Here is a 17,600-nt window from a genome sequence, read left to right as displayed (position 1 = left end):
TCTTAGCGGCAGATACCCTGTCTAAGAAACAATTCGTTGACCTTTACGCAGGTATTCGGCGCACTGAGAACTACGGTTTACGGTGGGTTCTCGCACCCTTGGCGACCCGCCGCACCGGCCGTTCGCCGGCCTGCGGCAGGCGCTCGCGCAGGAAGTCGATCAGCGCCTGCGCCGCCACGTTGCGCATCGGCCCCGGCAGGTAGGCCAGCACCACGCGGCGCTCGATGCGCGGCTTCGACAGCGCCAGCACCACCAGTTCGGGATCGCGCAGCGAGGCCGTGTACAGGCGCGGCATCAGTCCCAGCGCCTGCCCGCCGCGCACCAGCGCATAGAGGGTTTCGGAATAGCTCACGCGCAAGGGCTCGAGCCCCTGCGCGAACTGGGCGCGCGCGGGATTGCCGAGGGCCGGCATGCTGCCGCTCTCGAACAGCACCAGCCGCTCGCGGCCGATGCGCTCCCAGTCCGTTTCGCCGGCCGCGGCCAGCGCATGGTCGCGCCGCACCACCAGCACCAGCGGGTCGCGGAACAGGTCCACGCATTCGAGCCCGCCCGGCGGCTCGGTGATGGCGGCCACCGCCATGTCGAGCTGGCCGCTGCGCAGTTCGGCCAGCAGCGCGGTCGAGGGCGCGTCGCGCCACGACAGCTCGACCTCGCCGAGGCGCTCGGCGTGCGCCGCCGCGAACTCGCTCGCGGCCGCGGCCACGCGCGCGGCGGCCGAGGGGATCACGCCGATGCGCACGAAGGCCCGGCCGCGCCGCACCGTGCTCTCGATGTCGCGCAGCGCCACCTCGACCGTGTGGACCAGGAAGTCGGTGCGCGCCAGCACCTCGGCGCCCAGCGGCGTGAGCTCGACGCGGTGCGTGGAGCGCGTGAGCAGCTGCGCGCCCAGCAGCTTCTCGACCTGCTTGATCGCATTGCTGAGCGCGGGCTGGGTGATGGCCAGCCGGCGCGCGGCGCGGCCGAAGTGCGCCTCCTCGACCAGCACCGAGAAGCACTGCAGCTGGCGCAGCGTGAGCGCGCGCAGCGGCAGCGAGGACGCGGCCGGTTCGGGCGCCGGCAAGGGCTTGGGAGCGCGCGGGGAGGTGGCCATGCTTATAGATCGGGCGAATCAAATTATAGAAATTCAAAATTTTCCTTATCGCCTCGCCCTCACTAGACTGGCCCGCATGACCGCCAGCCCCTCCGCCAGCCCGTCTTCCGCCGCCCACGGCTTCGACCTCGAAGCCCTGCTGCGCGCCATCCCCAAGGTCGAGCTGCACTGCCACCTGTTCGGCACCGTGCGCCACGACACCTTCAAGCAGCTCAACCTGCGCGCCGGTTCGCCGCTGGCCGCCGACGAGATCGAGGGCTTCTACACGCGCGGCGAGAAGCCAGTGGGCGTGCTGCGCGTGCTGCGCGCGCTCGACGCCGAGCTGGTGCGCGGCCCCGACGACCTGCACCAGCTCACGCTCGAATACCTGCAGGACGCCGCGCAGCACAACGTGCGCCATGCCGAGTTCTCGTGGAACCCGACCGGCACCGTGCAGGTATCGGGCATCCCCTATGCGCTCGCGCAGGGCGCGATCGTGCGCGCGATCCGCGATGCGAAGCAGCAGTTCGGCATCGACGGCCGGCTGATCGGCGCCATCGACCGCGAGGCCTCGCCCGCGGCCGCGCTCGAGATGGTCGAGTGGATGGCCGCGAACCGCTGCGACGAAGCGATCGGCATCGGCATCGACTACCGCGAGGTCGACCGCCCGCCCGAGCTCTTCACCGAGGCCTATGCGCGCGCGCGGCAGGTCGGCCTGCGCACCACCGCGCATGCCGGCGAGTTCGGCATGCCCTGGACCAACGTGCGCACCGCGCTCGACGTGCTGCGCGTGGAACGCATCGACCATGGCTACACCGTGGTCGACGCACCGGAGTTCGCGCGCGAATGCGCCGAGCGCGGCGTGCTGTTCACCGTGGTGCCGACCAACTCCTACTACCTGCGCACCCTGCCGCCCGAGCGCTGGGCGCTCGACCATCCGATCCGCCGCATGCCGGGCCTGGGCCTGCGCATCCATCCCAACACCGACGACCCGACCCTGCACAAGGTCACGCCCACGCAGGCCTGGCTGATGATGGTGCGCGACTTCGGCTTCGGCCTCGACGACCTGCGCGGCTTCATGCTCAACGGCCTCGACGGCGCCTGGATCGACGAGACGCAGCGCCGCGACTGGCGCGCGCAATGGAGCGACGCCTTCGACCACCTGCGCAGCCGCCTCGGCGATGCGCCGCCCTCTTCCCAAGCCCACGCCTGAAGCCCGCCATGAACCACCTCCGCCGTCCCCTGCTCGTGGCCGCGACGCTCTGCGCCGCGTTGCCCGCCCTGCTGCCCACCATGGCCTCGGCCCAGCCGGCCTGGCCCGCGGCCAAGCCGATCACGCTGATCGTTCCCTACACCGCGGGCGGCAGCGTCGACGTCAACGCGCGGCTGGTCGCCACGCGGCTGGCCGAACGGCTCAAGCAGTCGGTGGTGATCGACAACGTGGCCGGTGCCGGCGGCGCCATCGGCGTGGCCAAGGCCGTGGCCGCCGCGCCCGACGGCTACACGCTGGTGGTCGGTCCCGACAGCGCGATCGCCATCGGCCGGCTGGTCAACCCCTCGGCCTTCCGCTTCGATCCGCTCAAGGACCTGGCGCCGGTCGGCCTGCTCAACACCGCGCCGATGGTGCTGGTGGCGCGCCCCGGCCTGCCCGCGAAGAGCTACGCCGACTTCGTGCAGCTCGCCAAGGCCGCGCCCGGCAAGTACAACTACGCCACCTCGGGCGTGGGCACCGTGCTGCAGCTCGCGATGGAACTGCTCAAGCAGCGCAGCGGCATCTTCGTGACCCACGTGCCCTACCGCGGCGGCGCGCAGATCGCCACCGACGTGATCGGCGACCAGGTCGACCTCGCGATGCTCGTGAGCACCAGCGCCATCCCGCACGTCAACGGCAAGCGGCTGCAGGCCCTGGGCATCACCGGCGCCAAGCGCCTGCCCGCGCTGCCCGGCGTGCCCACCTTCGACGAGATGCCCGGCCTCAAGGGCTTCGACATGGTGAGCTGGTCCGGCATCTTCGCGCCCGCGAAGACGCCACCCGCCATCGTCGCGCGCCTCAACCAGGAACTCGAGGCCGTGCTGCAGGAAGAAGGCGTGCGCAGCAAGCTCGCCGAGCAGGGCGCATTGCCGGGCAGCGGCACGCCCGAAGCCTTCGGCCGCTTCGTGCAGGCCGAGTACGCGCGCAACCAGAAGATCGTGCAGACCGCCAACATCAAGGAATGAGCGCGGCGCAGCCGCCATGGCGCATGATCGATCGCCGCACCGTCACCGGCCTTCGGAGATCGACCCCATGCCGACCGCGTCCTCGCTCCCGCGCCTTCGCCTGCTGCTCGCGGCCCTGCTGCTGCCGGCCCTGCTCGGCGCCTGCGCCAGCCTGCCGCCGCCCGTGGCGCAGGCGCCCGTCGCCGCGATCGCCGACTACGCCACCACGCCGCTGAACGCCATCGCGCAGCGGGCACTGGCACCGGGCACCCAGTCCGGCTTTCGCCTGCTGCCCTACGGCCCGACCTCCTTCGCCAGCCGCATCGAGCTCGCGAAGCTCGCCACCCGCAGCCTCGACGTGCAGTACTACCTGCTGGCCGGCGACAACACCGGCCGCGCGTTGATGCGCGCGCTGCGCGATGCCGCCGCGCGCGGCGTGCGCGTGCGCCTGCTGGTGGACGACCTCTACACCACCGGCGAGGACGAACTGCTGCTCGGGCTGGCCAGCCATCCGAACGTGGAGGTGCGCCTGTTCAATCCCTTCCCGGCGGGCCGCGGCAGCGACCTCACGCGCTTCGCCGCCTCGGCCATGGATTTCGAGCGCATCAACCGGCGCATGCACAACAAGCTGTTCGTGGCCGACAACGCCGCCGCCGTGGCCGGCGGGCGCAACATGGCCGACGAGTACGTGATGAACGCCAGTGCCAGCAACTTCATCGACATGGACGTGTTCGCCGCGGGCCCGGTGGTGCGCGAACTCTCCGACGCCTTCGACCACTACTGGAACAGCGAGGCCGTCTATCCCGTGCAGCGCATCGCGCGCAGCAGCCTGTCGCCGGCGCAGCTGCGGCAGGCCTTCGAGGAGCGCACCGCCACCGCCAGGCCGCCGCAGGCACCGCGCATTCCCGACGACGGCATCATCCCCAACGCGACCGAGGGCGAGCCGGCCTCGATCCCGCTCGAGATGGTGCCGATGATGAACCTGCCCTTCGAGCTGGCCGAGCGCAGGCTGAGCCCGCTGCTCATGGCCGACGCGCGCGTGCTGTTCGATCCGCTGACCAAGACCCAAGGCTGGAACGAGCGCGAGAACTCGAACAAGGGCACCGTCACCGAATCCGTGGTGCGCTGGTTCCGGACCGCGCGCCACACCATCAAGATGGTGTCGCCCTACTTCGTGCCTTCCGACGCCGCCGTCGTCAGCCTCGCGGAAGCGCGCGCCGAGGGCCTGCAGGTCGAGCTCATCACCAACTCGCTGGCCTCCACCGACGAGCCCTGGGTCTATGTCGGCTACTGGCCGCACATCCACCGGCTGCTCGAGGCCGGCGTCGATATCTACGAGCTGAGCCCCTCGCTGAGCGTGCACCGCGGCAAGCTCGGCCTGTTCGGCCACGGCACCGGCGCGCTGCACATGAAGAACGGCATCGTCGACCATCGCCAGGTCTTCCTCGGCTCGATGAACCTCGACCCGCGCTCGGCGCGGCTGAACACCGAGCTCGGCCTGATCATCGACAGCCCCGACATGGCGCGCCAGCTCGAGAGCTTTGCCGACACGCGCAGCTTCTACCGGCTGCGGCTCGACGCCAAGGGCCGGAACGTCGAATGGGTGGACCAGGACGACGACACGCGCGTGTTCGACGTGCCGCCCGAGACGACGGCATGGCAGCGCTTCAAGCTGAGGCTGCTGGGGCCGTTGATTCCGCAGAGCCAGTTGTAGCCGGCGCGCGCCGCACCCGGGCAGCGGGCCACTACCATGCCCGCATGTCCCGCTCCGAACGCCTGCTCGCACTGCTCCAGACCCTGCGCCGCCATCGCCGGCCCATCAGCGGCCAGGCCCTGGCCGAGCAGCTCGGCGTCAGCCTGCGCACGCTGTACCGCGACATCGCGAGCCTGCAGTCCCAGGGCGCGCTGATCGAAGGCTCGCCCGGCCTCGGCTATGTGCTCAAGCCGGGCTATGTGCTGCCGCCGCTGATGTTCGGCCCCGAGGAGATCGAGGCGCTCGCGCTGGGCCTGCGCTGGGTGGCGGACCGCGGCGACAAGGCCTTGTCCGGCGGCGCGCACGATGCGCTGGCGAAGATCGCCGCCGTGCTGCCGCCCGAACTGAAGCGCGAGCTCGAGGCCTCCGCGCTGCTCGTGGCCGCGGGTGCGAAGCGCGCACCGGCCGCGGTCGAACCCGACCTGCTGCGCGCCGCCATCCGTGCCGAGCACAAGCTGCGCATCGGCTACAGCGATCCCGGCGGAACCGCGTCGCAACGCGTCATCTGGCCCTTCGCGCTCGTGTACTTCGAACAGTCGCGCGTGCTCAGCGCCTGGTGCGAACTGCGCAACGACTTCCGCAACTTCCGCGCCGACCGCATCGTCGCCGCCGAGATGCTCGATGCGCGCTACCCCCAGCGTCGCCAGGCGCTGCTCAAGGCCTGGCAGCAGCGCGTGAAGGAAAGCGGCCGCACGATACTGCCGGAATCTGACATACCCTCTTCCTAAGCTCGCGCCATCGTTCATTCATCAGGAGATCGGCGTGAAGTTTGCATCCGTGCGTCTAGTCACTCAACAATTCGAAGCCCTCGTTGCGTTCTACGCGCGCCTGTCGGGCACCGAGGCCACCCGGCTGGCCGATGGCTTCGCGGAGATCCGGCTGGAGGGCGCGACGCTGGCCATCTCCGAAGAGCATCTCGTGCAGCGCTTCAACGCCGGGGCCGCCACGGCCGCATCGAACCGCTCGGCAATCCTCGAGTTCGAGGTCGCCGATGTCGAGGGCACGCTGGCGCGCATGGCGGAAGCGGCCGAGGTCGTGATGCGGCCGACCACGATGCCGTGGGGCAACCGGTCGCTGCTGCTTCGCGATCCGGATGGGAGCCTGGTGAATGTGTTTTCGCGGCCGGCGAACTAGCGAGGGCCCGTCGGCGTTACACGCGTTACGGCCGAGACGTCCCTCGCTTGCCAGTCGGAGGACACGAACGCCGGTCTTTTCTACGATGGCGACCCATTCCCCGTCCCTTCCATGAAAAGTCCGCTTCGCCTCCTGCCCATCGCCCTGTTCGCCCTGCTCACCACCCTCGCAGCCACCACCCACGCCCGCACCCTCTGCACCGCCATCGCCGACGCAACTACCGGTCAGTTCATCGTGAAGCAAGGCCGCTGCGACGAACGCGTCACCCCCGCCTCCACCTTCAAGATCGCGATCGCGCTGATGGGCTTCGACGCGGGCTTCCTCAAGAACGAGCACGATCCCGTGCTGCCCTTCAAGGAAGGCTATCCGGCCTGGGTCGAAGGCTGGAAGCAGCCGACCGATCCGCAGCGCTGGCTCAAGCTTTCGGTCTTCTGGTTCTCGCAGCGGGTGACCGAATCGCTGGGCGCCGAGCGCTTCGCGCGTTATGCGAAGGACTTCGGCTACGGCAACGCCGACGTGTCGGGCGACCCGGGCAAAAACAACGGGCTCGAGCGTTCATGGGTCGCGTCCTCGCTGCGCATCTCGCCGCGCGAGCAGGTCGAGTTCCTGCGCAAGCTGTTGTCGAACCGGCTGCCGGTATCGCCGCACGCGATCGAGATGACGCGGCGTTCGATGGAGACGACCGAGCTGCCCGAGGGCTGGACGGTGCAGGGCAAGACCGGCGCCGCCTACCCGAAGAAGGCCGACGGCTCGCTCGATGAAGCCCATGGCTATGGCTGGTATGTCGGCTGGGCCACGCGCGGCGAGCGCACCGTGGTGTTCGCGCGGCTGACACAGGACGACCGGAAGCAGGCGACGACACCGGGCGTCCGCACGCGCGACGTACTGCTGCCGGCCCTGCCCGCGCTGATCGGTCCCGCCGCGAGATGACGACGGCACCGAGCCTCGGGCCGCGCAGCATGCGCATCGACGTGCTGCGCGGCGTCGCGATCCTGCTGGTGCTGTTCCACCACTTCAACATCGCCTACCGTCTCGACGGCACCGTGCTGTCGCAACTCTTCGGCTGGGAAGCGGTGCGCGCGGTGGCGCGCAACGGCAACTACGGCGTCACGATGTTCTTCGTGATCTCGGGCTTCCTGATCACCTCGAACGCGCGGCACCGCTGGGGCGCGCTGCAGGACGTGAAGGCGCGCGCCTTCTACGGCCTGCGCGTGGCGCGCATCGTGCCGTGCCTGCTGCTCCTGCTGGTCGCGGTCAACCTGCTGGCCTGGGCGGGCGTGGCCATCTTCCAGAACCGGGCGCCGGCAGGCGCGACCCCGTTGCCGCTGTGGCTGGTCAACCTCGCCTCGCTGACCTTCTGGATGAACGTGGTGGTCGACAAGTACGGCTGGACCAACTACGCGCTCGGCGTGCTGTGGTCGCTGTCGGTCGAGGAGGTCTTCTATTTCTTCTTCCCGATCCTGTGCACGCTGCTGCGCCGGGAGCGCCGGCTGATCGCCTTCTGGCTCGCGATCGCGGTGCTGGCACCGGTCTACCGCTTCCATCGCCAGGACGATGAAGGCGGCTACCTCTATGCCTACTTCGCGGCCTTCGACGGCATCGCGATCGGCTGCTGCACGGCGTTGCTCGCGGACTCGGTCGTTCTCTCCACGCGACTCAAGACGCTGCTGTCGTGGACCGTGGCGATCGCCATGGCGTTCCTCTACCTGCGATGGCCGATCGCGCAGAGCCACGTGCTCGGCGTCACGGCGATGGCGCTGGGCACGGCCGTGCTGCTGGCGACGATGAGCGATCGATCCACGCACGGCACGGCGCCCGCACGCCTTCGCAGGCTCTCCACCGCCTTCGGATGGTTCGGCCGGCGCAGCTACGAGCTCTACCTGTTCCACCTGATCGTGCTCGGCCTGCTGCGGACCCTGTTCCCGCCCGCGCTCGCGGGCGGCGGCGACAGGATGTGGCTGCTCGGTGGCTACATGCTGCTGTCGATGGCGCTGTGCGACGCGATCGCGCGCTGCTACAGCGAGCCGCTGAACCGCTGGCTGCGAGGCCGCTTGTCCGCTTCACGCGCCTGAACCCCGCGGGTTTTTTGGTGCGCCGCAGCTAAGGGAAATTCCCCGAACCACCCTCCTCGGTCGCTCCAAATAATCGCGCCAGTCAACCAGGGTACTTTCGAGTAACCCCCGGTTTTCCTGGCGCCACGCGGCCTCCGCGCGGCATCGGTCCCTGGTCGTCGCCGCAGGAGTCGAATGTCTACCGAGCTGGTCGAATCGCCTTGGCAAAGCCGCGGAGAGCGGCAGCAGGACCGCCATGCCAAGAAGGACGCGGTGCTGCTGGCGGCGGCGCGGCTGTTCACGACCAAGGGCTTCCAGGGCACCTCGCTCGACGACATCGCGCGCAGCCTGCGCGTGACCAAGCCCACCGTCTACCACTACGTCGAGAACAAGGAACAGATCCTGTTCGAGTGCGTGCAGCGCGGGCTCGAGGCGCTGCGCGCGGGCATCCTCGAGGCGGCGCGGCGCGGGCTGCCGCCACGCGAGCGGCTGCGCGTGGCGATGGAGAACTACGCGGGCATCGTGACCAGCGACTTCGGCCTGTGCGTGATCCGCGTCGGCGAGGACCCGCTGGCCGAGCCCAGGCGGCGCGAGCTGCGCGCGCTCAAGGGCGAGATCGACACCGAGTTCCGCGCGCTGATCGAGGCCGGCATGGCCGAGGGCTGGATCGCACGCGGCGACGCGGCGATGGCCTCCTACACGGTGGTCGGCGCGCTCAGCGGCATCGGCCGCTGGTACCGGCCCGACAGCCACCCGGCGCGCAGCCTGCAGGATGCCGTGCGGCACTGCATCGAGATGCTCATGCACGGCGTGCTCAGCGCCCCGACGGAGCTGCGGCCCTCGCAGAGCTCCGCGTCCTCGTGGTCCCAGTGGGGAGATTCCATGCCCAAGATGCGACGTGAAGTGCACTTCAACGAGCGCGTGGTGCGCTGCTTCGCCGAGCGGCCCGCCAACGTGGCCCGGATGCTGGCCGACGCGGTGCGGCTCTCGCCCGAGGGCGAGGCGCTGGTCTGCGACACGCTGCGCCTGAGCTGGCGCGAGCTGCACCACGCCACCACCAAGTGCGCGGGCGGCCTCGCGCGGCGAGGCGTGCGGCCGGGCGACCGGGTGGCGCTCTACCTCTCGAACGGGCCCGAGTTCGCGATCGCGGTGTTCGCCTGCGCCTGGCTCGGCGCGGTGGCGATGCCGGTGAGCGCGCGGGCGCGCACGGCCGAGCTCGAGTTCTCGCTGGCCGACGCCGAGGCGGTGGCCATCGTCTGCTCGCAGGAGCTGCAGGCGCTGGTGCCTTCGCCCGAGGCGCTGCCGCTGCTGCGCCTGCGCTTCGGCACCGGCGCCGCGCAGCCTGGCTTCGAATCCTTCACGGCGCTGATGCAGGCCGAGCCGCTGGCCACCGCGCACGCGGCCGCCGAGGAAGACCTCGCGGTGCTGCTCTACACCTCGGGCACCACGGGCAAGCCCAAGGGCGCGATGCTCACGCACCTGAACATCGCGCACTCGGTGATGCACTTCGTGCACGCGATGAGCCTGGGCGAATCGGACCGCAGCATCGTGGCGGTGCCGCTGAGCCACGTCACCGGGCTGGTGGCGCAGCTCTACACGATGCTGCACGCGCGCGGCTGCGCGGTGCTGATGACGCAGTTCAAGGCCGCCGAGTTCGCGCGGCTGGCGGCGGCCGAGCGCATCACGCACACGATCATGGTGCCGGCCATGTACAACCTGTGCCTGCTGCTGCCGGACCTGCAGGCGCACGACCTCTCGGCCTGGCGCATCGGCGCCTATGGCGGCGCCTCGATGCCCACCGCCACCATCGAGGGCATCGCGGCGCGGCTGCCGGGCCTCACCCTGATGAACGCCTACGGCGCCACCGAGACCTGCTCGCCCGCAACCATCATGCCGCCCGGCATGACGGCCGAGCACCGCGACAGCGTGGGCCTGGCCGTGCCCTGCGGCGAGATCTGCGTGGTCGACGAGAACGGCAACGAGGTGGCGCGCGGCGAGGTCGGCGAGATCTGGATCGCGGGCCCGATGGTGGTGCCCGGCTACTGGCGCAACCCGCAGGCCACGGCCAGCGAGTTCCGCGGCGGCTACTGGCGCTCGGGCGACATCGGCAGCATGGACGCCGACGGCTACGTACGCATCCTCGACCGCAAGAAGGACGTGATCAACCGCGGCGGCTACAAGATCTTCTGCGCCACGGTCGAGAACACGCTGATGGAGCATCCGCGGATCGTCGAGGCCGCGCTGGTGGGCGTGCCCTGCGCGGTGCTCGGCGAGCGCGTGCATGCCTTCGTCTGCGTGAGCGAGCTCGACGAGCGCACCCAGGCCGCGGCCCTGCAGGCCTTCTGCGCCGAGCGGCTGTCGGACTACGCGGTGCCCGAGACCTGGACCATCGGCACCGAGGCGCTGCCGCGCAACCTCAACGGCAAGGTCATGAAGCGCGAGCTGCGCCAGTCGCTGCACGCGGCATTGAGCTGAAGCGGGGCGCCACACCATGACGACGAAGAAATTCAAGGCCACGCAGCAGGGCATCGTGTCCGCGCTGTTCGCGCTGCTGTTCGCGGGCTTCGCGGCGTTCCTGCCGGGCTTCGCGCAGATCGACAACCTGCTCACGCTGGTGCAGAACGTGGCCTTCCTCGGCATCCTGGGGCTGGGCATGGCGGTGGTGGTGATCGGCCGCGGCATCGACATCTCGATGATCGCCGCGCTGGCCGTACCCTCGGGCCTGCTCTTGCAGCTGGTGCAGAACGGCCATTCGCTCGGCTCGGCCTTCCCGATCGCGCTGGGCCTGGCGCTGGCCTTCGGGCTGGTCAACGGCTGGCTGATCGCCTATGCCGAGGTGCCGTCGCTGTTCACCACGCTGGCCTCGGGCCTCTTTCTCGCGGGGCTGGGGCAGGCCTATTTCTTCCAGCTCGAGGTGGTGCAGTGGCCGGCCGCGCTCGACCCCGCGGCCTGGCTGGGCCGCGGCACCCTGGCCGGGGTGCCGACACCGGTCGTGATGTTCGGCGTGGCGGCCGCGGCCATGGCCTTCTTCCTGCGCCGCATGCGCGCGGGCGCCTTCGTCTACGCGATCGGCGACAACCCCTTCGCCGCGCGCGCCACCGGCCTGCCGACGCGGCCGATGGTGCTGCTGCAGTACGTGCTGGCGGCGCTGATCGGGCTGTTCGCGGGCGTGGTGATGGCGGCCTCGGTCAGCAGCATGCCGACGCGGATCTTCAACTCCACCATGATCTACGACGTGGTGCTGGTGGTCGTGCTCGGCGGCATCGGCCTGTCGGGCGGCCGCGGCGGCGTGTTCAACGTCGTGATCGGCACGCTGCTGATCGGCACCATGCTCAACGGCATGACGATCATGGACCTCTCCTATTCCGTGCAGAACATCGTCAAGGGCGTGGTGCTGCTGGCCGCGATCCTGATCGACTCCATGCTCAACCCGCGCAACGAAGAGACCGCGCAGCAGGGCGACATCTGATCCCCGGGTCCGCGAGCGGACCCACCTGTTTTCCGAAGCCGGGCGCCAGGCGATTTTGGCGTCATCCGAGACCACCGAAAAAAGGAGACATGCAATGCACTTCGTTCGCACACTCGCCGCATCCGCGAAGCTCGCGGGCATCGCGCTGGCGCTGGCCGCCTCGCAACACGCGGCCGCCCAGGGCAAGGGCCTCGACGAGCCCTTCCGCGACGGCTACAAGAAGGCGCTGGCCGGCAAGACCGTGGGCTACATCCCGGTGGCCATGGGCTTCGACCTCGCGCAGGGCTGGTACAACGGCCTCAAGAAGGAGCTCGAGCCCGCCGGCATGAAGGTGGTGGCGCGCGATCCCAACTGGAACACCAACGCCGGCGCGCAGGCCTTCACCGCGCTGATGGCCGAGAAGCCCGCGGTGATCGTGATCCACAACCCCGACGTGCAGACCTACGCCAAGCTGATCAAGAAGGCCGAGGAAGACGGCATCTACGTGGTGCAGATCAACATGCGCTCGGTGCAGCCCTCGACCGTGTTCGTGGGCGCCGACTGGGTCGACGTGGGCGAGCGCAATGCCGAGGCCGTGGTGCAGGCCTGCAAGGGCAAGTCGAACAAGATCGCCATCGTGCAGGGCGCGCCGACCGCGGCCACCAGCGCCTACACGCTCAAGGGCGTGGAGAACGTGCTGGCGAAGAACCCGCAGATCAAGGTGGTGTCGAACCAGGCCGCCGACTGGGACGCGGCCAAGGCCAAGGGCCTGACGCAGACGGTGCTCAAGCAGAACCCCGACCTGTGTGGCATCGTCGGCTTCTGGGACGGCATGGACATCGGCACCGCGGCCGCCATCAAGGAAGCGGGCCTGACCGGCAAGGTCTACCTCGCGACCTCGGGCGGCGGCGAGCAGAAAGGCGCCTGCGACCAGGTCAAGTCGGGCGCCTTCGACCTCGACGTGAGCTACGACGTGCCGACGCAGGCCGCCAACATGGCCGCGATGATCAAGTGGCTGGTGCAGGGCGGCATGAAGCCCGGCGCGGCCAAGCAGAACATCTACACCACGCTGATCCCGATCACGAAGGAGAACGCGGGTGCCGACGGCACCTGCTGGAAGCTCACCGCCGCCAAGTGACCGCCCCGCCGGAGCCGCACCGATGAACGAGACCCTGACGCGCCTGCGCTACCGCTGGTGGCCCGACCACTGGGTCGGCGAGATCCTGTCCAAGCGCTGGACCGAGACCGCGATCCCGGTGCTGCTGCTGGTGGCGGTGCTGCTGGCCTCGGGCCAGCTCATCGGCAACTTCTGGTCGCCGGTGGTGCTGGCCGACACGCTGCGGCAGGCCGGCGAGATCGGCTTCATCGTGCTCGGCCTGGCGCTGGTGATGATCGTGGGCGGCATCGACCTGTCGGTGGGTTCCATCTTCGCGCTCACCAACTTCTGCGCGCTGATGTGCATGCACGTGCTGAAGTGGCCGGTGGGCGCGTCGGTGCTGGCCACGCTGGCCTTCGGCGCGCTGCTGGGCACGGTCAACGGCGTGCTGATCGGCTACCTGCGGCTGCGCGCCTTCCTCACCACGCTCATCACGCTGATCATCTTCCGCTCGTTCTACGAGATCCTGAGCCTGCAGTACTCGACCGCGATCGCGGGCTCGCTGCCCGATTCGCCGGCCTGGGACTTCCTGGGCAACGGCACCTTGCTGGGCCTGCCGACGGTGGCCTGGGCCTACGCGGCGGTGGCGATCGCGGGCCATGTGCTGCTCACGCGGCTGCGCGCGGGCTGGCACATCATGGCCATCGGCGGCTCGCGCCGCTCGGCCTACAACAGCGGCATCGCGGTGCGGCGCACGGTGGCGCTGTGCTACGTGGCCTCGGGCACGCTGTGCGGCGCGGCCGGCTGCTTCTTCGCCTCGCGGCTGGCCACGGCCGGTGCCGACATCGGCGTGGGCATGGAGGTGCTGGTGCTCACGGCCGCGGTGCTCGGCGGCATCAGCCTGGGCGGCGGGCGCGGCTCGGTCGCCAAGGCGCTGGTGGGCACGCTGCTGGTGCTGCTGATCACCAACGGCCTGACCTCGATGTCGGCGCCCGGCGGCGTGATCCGCATGGTGCTGGCCGCGATCCTGGTGCTGGCGGCCGTGATCGACGTGCGCTGGCTCAAGAACCGCCAGCGCATCATCAGCAAGGTCTACGTGAGCCCGACCTACTTCGCGCTGCCGCCGGCCCCGGCCAGCAGCGGCGATGGCGCGGGCGTCTACGCGGTCAACAACAAGCTGCGCGACGTCACGCTGATCGGCCTGGGCCGCATCGAATCGCCCGAGGACGTGATCCTCGACCGCGACGACAACCTCTATGCCGGCTCGCGCCATGGCGACGTGATCCGCTTCCTCGCGCCCGACTACGAGCGCATGGAGGTCTATGCCCACATCGGCGGCCAGCCGCTGGGCCTGGCCTTCGACCGCGAGGACAACCTGCACGTGTGCGTGGGCGGCATGGGCCTGTACCGCGTCACGCCCGAGCGCAAGGTCGAGCGCGTGACCGACGAGACCAACCGCAGCTGGACCTCGATCAACGACGACAGCCGGCTGCGGCTGGCCGACGACCTCGACATCGCCGACGACGGCCGCATCTTCTTCAGCGAGGCCACGGTGCGCTACGAGATGCACGAGTGGCCGGTCGACGGGCTGGAGGCGCGCGGCAACGGACGCATCGTCTGCTTCGATCCGCGCGACGGCTCGACGCGCACCGTGCTGCGCGGGCTGCGCTTTCCGAACGGCATCGCGATCGCGAGCGACGGCCAGTCGATCCTGTTCGCCGAGACCTGGGGCTGCTGCATCAAGCGCTACTGGTTCGACGGGCCGAAGGCCGGCCAGGTGCAGATGGTGATCGACAACCTGCCGGGCTATCCCGACAACATCAACCTCGCCTCCGACGGCCACTACTGGCTCGCGCTGGTGGGCATGCGCTGCCCGGCCTACGACCTCGCGATGCGCATGCCGGGCTTTCGCCGCCGCATGGCCACGCGCGTGCCGGTGGACGAATGGCTGTTCCCCAACATCAACACCGGCTGCGTGCTCAAGTTCAGCGAGGCCGGCGAGATCCTCGAGACGCTGTGGGACCTGGGCGGCGAGAACCACCCGATGATCACCTCGATGCGCGAGCACCGCGGCCACCTCTACCTGGGCGGCATCTCGAACAACCGCATCGGCCGCTACAAGCTCGAGGGCGCCGACCCCGACTTCGTGCAGTACGAACGGCGCTGGAGGACAGCCTGATGCTCGACACCCTTCGCGGTTTCACCGACCGCCTGCTCGGGCGCGGCAGCGCCGCCATCACGGTGCCGGTGATGGACGGCGTGCTCAAGCCCAACCGTGCGCTCGACAACGCCGAGGTGGTGGCCGAGCTCGCCGACATCGATGACCTCGCGGTGGCCGACGGCGTGCTGTGGATCGCGGCCGGACACGCGCTGTACCGGCTCGACGGTGGCGCGCCCGCCGAGGTGCGGCGCTTCGAACGCCCGATCACCGCACTGGCGGCGGCGCCCGGCGGACGGCTCGCGCTGGCGCTCGGCGGCGCGCAGGTGCTGCTGCTCGCGCCCGACGGCGCCACCGCCCACACGCTCGCGGAGGCCGGCGGCCGCGCGCTGCGCTGCGTCAATGCGCTGGCCTGGGACGAAGCCGGACGGCGCTGGCTGCTGACCGAGGGCTCGGCCGAGCATGCGCCCGAACGCTGGTGCCACGACCTGATGGCGCACGGCGCAAGCGGCCGCGCCTGCGCCTGGGCGCCGGGCGGCGGTGCCGCGCAGCAGCTCGCGGCCGGGCTGCGCCATGCCTTCGGCGTGCTGCCGCAGGCCGGCGGCACGGTGCTGGTCGGCGAGAGCTGGGCGCACCGCGTGCTCGCGCTGGGGCCGAACGGCAGCGCGCCGCGCGTGGCCGACCTGCCCGGCTATCCCTCGCGCATGGCTGCGGCGGCCGGCGGCGGCTTCTGGCTCAGCTGCTTCGTCTGCCGCACGCAGCTGGTTGAATTCGTGCTGCGCGAGGAGGCCTACCGGCGCCGCATGGTGGCCGAGATCGATCCGCGCTACTGGATCGCGCCGGCGCTCTCGTCGGGCCACAGCTTCCTCGAGCCGCTGCAGGGCGCGGGCGTCAAGCAGATGGGCGTGCTCAAGCCCTGGGCGCCGCCGCGCTCCTACGGGCTGGTGGTGCGCGTGAATGCGCAGGGCCAGGTCGTGTCTTCGCTGCACAGCCAGGTCGACGGCCGGCACCACGGCATCACCGCGGTGGCCGAGCATGGGGGCGCGCTGTTCGCGGCCTCGAAGGGCGGCGGCCGGCTGCTGCGGGTGCGCATGACCGCCGAGGAACAGGGAGCCGCGCGATGAATGCCCGCGATACCACCGCCGACACCGTGGCCGCCGAGCCGGGCGCGCCGGCCGCGGTCGAGACCATGCTCGAACTGCGCCAGGCGACCAAGAAATACGCGGGCGTGCCCGCCATCGAGGCGGTCGACTTCACGCTGCGCCGCGGCGAGATCCATGCGCTGCTCGGCGAGAACGGCGCCGGCAAGTCGACGCTGACCAAGGTGATGGCCGGCGTGGTGCCGCTGAGCGCGGGCCAGATGCTGGTGGAAGGCCGGCCGGTGCAGCTGCGCACGCCGCTGGAGGCGCGCCACGAGGGCATCGCGATGGTGTTCCAGGAAACCAGCCTGGTGCCGACGATGACGGTGGCGCAGAACCTGTTCCTGGGGCAGGAGTCCTTCTTCAACCGGCTGCGCGGCGTCTACATCTCGGCGCAGCAGTTCCTGCAGTCGCTGAACTTCGACGTCGACCCGACCGCCACCGTGGGCATGCTCGGCGCGGCCAAGAAGCAGATGGTGGAGATCGCGCGCGCGGTGCTGCACAAGGCGCGCATCATCATCTTCGACGAGCCCACGGCCAGCCTCACGCCCGAGGAGAAGAAGTACTTCTTCGACCTGGTGTTCGACCTCAAGGCGCGCGGCGTGTCGGTGATCTTCATCTCGCACGCGCTCGAGGAGGCGCTGCTGCTGGCCGACCGCATCACGGTGCTGCGCGACGGCCGCCACGTGGTGACCGACGACAAGGCCAACTTCGACCGCGAGCGCATCGTGCAGGCGATGGTGGGACGCGATCTCTCGCAGACGCTCTACGGGCAGAAGAAGACCCACGTGCGGCCGCAGGGCGAGTGCCTGCTGTCGGTGCGCAACCTGCGCATGGCGGCGATGGTCAAGAACAACTCGCTGTCGGTGTTCGCGGGCCAGATCACGGGCGTGTTCGGCCTGGTGGGCGCGGGCCGCACCGAGACCTTCAAGGTGGTGGCCGGGCTGATCAAGCGCGACTTCTTCCATGGCGGCGAGATCCTGCTGCGCGGCAGGCCGGTTCGCTACCGGGTGGCGCGCCAGGCGGTGCGCGACGGCATCGCCTACATCACCGAGGACCGCAAGTTCGAGGGCTTCTTCGAGACCATGTCGATCGCGCAGAACATCTACATGGGGCTGCAGGGCAAGCTGGCCGGCGCGCGCGGGCTGGTGTCGGGCGCGAAGGCACGTTCGGTGGGCGAACACTGGAGCCGGCTGCTCAATGTGCGCGCGATCGGCAAGGACGTGAAGGTGATCGAGCTGTCGGGCGGCAACCAGCAGAAGGTGGTGATCGCCAAGTCGCTGGTGCAGGAACCCGACATCGTGATCTTCGACGAGCCCACGCGCGGGGTCGACGTGGGCGCCATCGCCGAGATCCACGCCGAGATCAACCGGCTGGCCGACGCCGGCAAGGCGGTGGTGGTGATTTCTTCCTACCTGCCCGAGGTGATGGCGCTGTCGGACCGCATCCTCGTGGCCAAGCAGGGCAAGGTGGTGACGGAGTTTTCCGCCACCGAGGCGACGCAGGAGGCGATCATGTACGCGGCCATCCACTGACCGCGCCGATCGCCGCGTTGC

Annotated in this window: 14 protein-coding genes; 13 read left to right on the top strand and 1 reads right to left on the bottom strand. The window is 70.0% G+C overall.

Going from position 1 to position 17,600, the window contains the following annotated elements; all coding sequences use genetic code 11:
- Positions 1-70: 70 nt before the first annotated feature.
- Positions 71-1,090, bottom strand: a complete 1,020-nt coding sequence (locus AC07RM_RS17900) for a LysR family transcriptional regulator (RefSeq protein WP_490877088.1) — start codon at positions 1,088-1,090, stop codon at positions 71-73.
- Positions 1,091-1,166: 76 nt separating this feature from the next.
- On the opposite strand from AC07RM_RS17900, the gene AC07RM_RS17895 reads away from it, so the two are divergent.
- The 13 genes from AC07RM_RS17895 (at position 1,167) to AC07RM_RS17835 (ending at position 17,579) form a co-directional block, all read left to right on the top strand.
- Positions 1,167-2,282, top strand: coding sequence for an adenosine deaminase family protein (locus AC07RM_RS17895; protein ID WP_495335381.1), 1,116 nt, complete (start codon positions 1,167-1,169; stop codon positions 2,280-2,282).
- Between the two features lie 8 nt (positions 2,283-2,290).
- Positions 2,291-3,286, top strand: a complete 996-nt coding sequence (locus tag AC07RM_RS17890; RefSeq protein ID WP_495335380.1) for a Bug family tripartite tricarboxylate transporter substrate binding protein — start codon at positions 2,291-2,293, stop codon at positions 3,284-3,286.
- Between the two features lie 67 nt (positions 3,287-3,353).
- A complete protein-coding gene (locus AC07RM_RS17885) occupies positions 3,354-4,979 on the top strand; it encodes a phospholipase D family protein (protein WP_495335379.1) in 1,626 nt (541 codons plus the stop codon).
- A gap of 44 nt (positions 4,980-5,023) precedes the next feature.
- The gene (locus AC07RM_RS17880) at positions 5,024-5,746 is read left to right on the top strand and encodes a helix-turn-helix transcriptional regulator (protein WP_495335378.1); all 723 of its coding nucleotides are present in this window, start codon (positions 5,024-5,026) and stop codon (positions 5,744-5,746) included.
- Positions 5,747-5,780: 34 nt separating this feature from the next.
- Positions 5,781-6,152 carry a VOC family protein gene (locus tag AC07RM_RS17875; protein WP_490877515.1) on the top strand — a complete coding sequence of 124 codons (372 nt, stop codon included), beginning with the start codon at positions 5,781-5,783 and terminating at the stop codon, positions 6,150-6,152.
- Positions 6,153-6,263: 111 nt separating this feature from the next.
- Positions 6,264-7,082, top strand: a complete 819-nt coding sequence (gene blaOXA / locus AC07RM_RS17870) for a class D beta-lactamase (protein WP_495335377.1) — start codon at positions 6,264-6,266, stop codon at positions 7,080-7,082.
- Positions 7,079-8,224 (top strand): acyltransferase family protein, encoded by a 1,146-nt coding sequence (locus tag AC07RM_RS17865; protein ID WP_495335376.1) that lies wholly within the window; start codon positions 7,079-7,081, stop codon positions 8,222-8,224. The genes blaOXA and AC07RM_RS17865 overlap by 4 nt, the downstream gene beginning before the upstream one ends.
- Before the next feature lie 174 nt (positions 8,225-8,398).
- Positions 8,399-10,678 carry an AMP-binding protein gene (locus tag AC07RM_RS17860; protein WP_495335375.1) on the top strand — a complete coding sequence of 760 codons (2,280 nt, stop codon included), beginning with the start codon at positions 8,399-8,401 and terminating at the stop codon, positions 10,676-10,678.
- Between the two features lie 16 nt (positions 10,679-10,694).
- Complete coding sequence (locus AC07RM_RS17855) at positions 10,695-11,672, top strand: ABC transporter permease (RefSeq protein WP_203205166.1); 978 nt, start codon at positions 10,695-10,697, stop codon at positions 11,670-11,672.
- A 94-nt stretch (positions 11,673-11,766) separates the two neighbouring features.
- The gene (locus tag AC07RM_RS17850) at positions 11,767-12,789 is read left to right on the top strand and encodes a sugar ABC transporter substrate-binding protein (RefSeq protein WP_296778460.1); all 1,023 of its coding nucleotides are present in this window, start codon (positions 11,767-11,769) and stop codon (positions 12,787-12,789) included.
- Between the two features lie 22 nt (positions 12,790-12,811).
- Complete coding sequence (locus AC07RM_RS17845) at positions 12,812-14,926, top strand: ABC transporter permease (protein WP_495335374.1); 2,115 nt, start codon at positions 12,812-12,814, stop codon at positions 14,924-14,926.
- On the top strand, positions 14,926-16,029 hold the full coding sequence (locus tag AC07RM_RS17840; protein WP_495335373.1) for an SMP-30/gluconolactonase/LRE family protein: 1,104 nt from the start codon (positions 14,926-14,928) through the stop codon (positions 16,027-16,029). Before AC07RM_RS17845 ends, AC07RM_RS17840 begins: the two co-directional genes overlap by 1 nt.
- Complete coding sequence (locus AC07RM_RS17835; protein ID WP_208507655.1) at positions 16,026-17,579, top strand: sugar ABC transporter ATP-binding protein; 1,554 nt, start codon at positions 16,026-16,028, stop codon at positions 17,577-17,579. The genes AC07RM_RS17840 and AC07RM_RS17835 overlap by 4 nt, the downstream gene beginning before the upstream one ends.
- Positions 17,580-17,600: the final 21 nt, after the last annotated feature.

Source organism: Variovorax sp. GW821-FHT09B05 (assembly GCF_059418265.1).
This window is presented reverse-complemented; position numbering and strand designations above follow the sequence as displayed.

Bases quoted from the DNA above. Each gene is read 5' to 3' on its own strand.
- AC07RM_RS17900 (WP_490877088.1), bottom strand. From the start codon at position 1,090: ATGGCCACCTCCCCGCGCGCTCCCAAGCCCTTGCCGGCGCCCGAACCG.
- AC07RM_RS17895 (WP_495335381.1), top strand. From the start codon at position 1,167: ATGACCGCCAGCCCCTCCGCCAGCCCGTCTTCCGCCGCCCACGGCTTC.
- AC07RM_RS17890 (WP_495335380.1), top strand. From the start codon at position 2,291: ATGAACCACCTCCGCCGTCCCCTGCTCGTGGCCGCGACGCTCTGCGCC.
- AC07RM_RS17885 (WP_495335379.1), top strand. From the start codon at position 3,354: ATGCCGACCGCGTCCTCGCTCCCGCGCCTTCGCCTGCTGCTCGCGGCC.
- AC07RM_RS17880 (WP_495335378.1), top strand. From the start codon at position 5,024: ATGTCCCGCTCCGAACGCCTGCTCGCACTGCTCCAGACCCTGCGCCGC.
- blaOXA (WP_495335377.1), top strand. From the start codon at position 6,264: ATGAAAAGTCCGCTTCGCCTCCTGCCCATCGCCCTGTTCGCCCTGCTC.
- AC07RM_RS17865 (WP_495335376.1), top strand. From the start codon at position 7,079: ATGACGACGGCACCGAGCCTCGGGCCGCGCAGCATGCGCATCGACGTG.
- AC07RM_RS17860 (WP_495335375.1), top strand. From the start codon at position 8,399: ATGTCTACCGAGCTGGTCGAATCGCCTTGGCAAAGCCGCGGAGAGCGG.
- AC07RM_RS17855 (WP_203205166.1), top strand. From the start codon at position 10,695: ATGACGACGAAGAAATTCAAGGCCACGCAGCAGGGCATCGTGTCCGCG.
- AC07RM_RS17850 (WP_296778460.1), top strand. From the start codon at position 11,767: ATGCACTTCGTTCGCACACTCGCCGCATCCGCGAAGCTCGCGGGCATC.
- AC07RM_RS17845 (WP_495335374.1), top strand. From the start codon at position 12,812: ATGAACGAGACCCTGACGCGCCTGCGCTACCGCTGGTGGCCCGACCAC.
- AC07RM_RS17840 (WP_495335373.1), top strand. From the start codon at position 14,926: ATGCTCGACACCCTTCGCGGTTTCACCGACCGCCTGCTCGGGCGCGGC.
- AC07RM_RS17835 (WP_208507655.1), top strand. From the start codon at position 16,026: ATGAATGCCCGCGATACCACCGCCGACACCGTGGCCGCCGAGCCGGGC.